Genomic DNA, 1,519 nt, shown 5'->3' on the forward strand with positions numbered 1-1,519 from the left:
AGGGATGACATCCGATGGAGAACGCGCCTGCCTGCTCTGCGTCTTTACCGTGAAATCATCGAGGGCTTACGCGGCGCAGTAGGCTGGCGGTCATGATCAATACGGAAGGTGACCCTAGAAGAGAATACGTTCACGATCCGTCTCCCGGTTGGGATGAGAAAAACGGGGAGGTGAGTCCCCGTTTTCCGTCTTCAAAGTGACCCGATGCTAAACAGCGTTGACGCATTTAACTCGTATAATGAGGTGAATGTGATGAACCAATATGTTGAACGCACGCAACGTGATGACTTCCCGCCAGGCACAACAACGCTATGGTATTCAGGGCAGCCACACCGTTATGGCGTGGCTACGCACAGACGGTCAACTCGACTGGCATTCCACCTCTCCTGCCAGAAAGTGAGGCGTTAACATGCCCAAAACACCTCTTACCCTTGAGCCGCCGAATTAAAGAGCTTGAACAGCAACTCGCTGAATCAGAAGTCAAAGCACAGTTTTAGAAGCGGTTGTGAAGGTCATAAACACTGAGTTTAGGGCCACACTGACAAAAAAACAGTTGGCCACATAATGACGCAAGCACAAGCGACGGGACTCATAGCAATGCGCATGTGCCGGTTCATGGGAATTAGCCGACAAGCGTCGTATCAGTCTTTGCAGCGTGGGCGAGCACGAGAAATTCAGGCCCAAAATATTCTTGAACAAGTGACCACTATCCGGTTACAACAACCTCGGTTGTGAACACGCAAGTTGCATGACTTCTTGCGACAGCAGCCCGAACCTGCGCTGTAGGTTGGCCGGGACTGCCTGTTCGAGATATTACGTTGCTCGTGGTTACTGGTTATGCCTAAGCGGGCTTACCAGGAAACGACAAATGGCCATTATCGTTTTTGTCGTCACCCTACTTATTGAAGTATTTATAAAATAATGATGTTTCCAACCAGCCGGAGCTGGTGTGGGTAGTCGATATCACCTACCTTCCGCTGCGTAAGGGGACGGCGTATGCCAACCTGGTGACTGACGCCTGATCGAGAAAAATAGTGGGATACTGTGTGCATGAGAGTCTGCATATGCATCATGTTGCGAGAGCATTCAAAATCGCCGTGACGAACGGGCTCACCGCGGTGCATTACTCGGATTGAAGCATCCAGTACTGCTCCACAAAATATCAAAAAACACATGAACGACATGGCATCATCTGCTCAATGACTTAGGGGTATGAGTGTTATTAGAATGCATTGGCAGAACGCGTTAATGAGATATTGAAAATGGAATATTTGCTCGTTAAGCCGGAAGATATCAGGCAGGCAAGCAAGATGGTCAAAGAATCGATGGAAATCTACAACCCCCGGCGTCCGCACCGGTCGTTAAATACAACACGCCCGATCAAGTTCATCGGGGTGTTAGAGCTGAAAAGTGTCAACTTATATCATGACCGCCAGCCTACTGCGCCGCGTAAGACCTCGATGATTTCTCGGTAAAGACGCAGAGCAGGCAGGCGCGTTCTCCATCGGATGTCATCCCC

At 49.9% G+C, this 1,519-nt stretch carries 2 protein-coding genes; both read left to right on the forward strand.

Annotated elements, in window-relative coordinates; genetic code table 11:
* Positions 1-262: 262 nt before the first annotated feature.
* Positions 263-400, forward strand: coding sequence for a hypothetical protein (locus tag AU511_RS18040; RefSeq protein ID WP_420843469.1), 138 nt, complete (start codon positions 263-265; stop codon positions 398-400).
* An 862-nt stretch (positions 401-1,262) separates the two neighbouring features.
* Positions 1,263-1,475, forward strand: a complete 213-nt coding sequence (locus AU511_RS18045; RefSeq protein WP_420843470.1) for a hypothetical protein — start codon at positions 1,263-1,265, stop codon at positions 1,473-1,475.
* Positions 1,476-1,519 lie beyond the last annotated feature (44 nt).

The sequence above is a fragment of the Lonsdalea iberica genome, from assembly GCF_002111585.1.
GTDB classification, from domain to species: Bacteria; Pseudomonadota; Gammaproteobacteria; order Enterobacterales; family Enterobacteriaceae; genus Lonsdalea; species Lonsdalea iberica.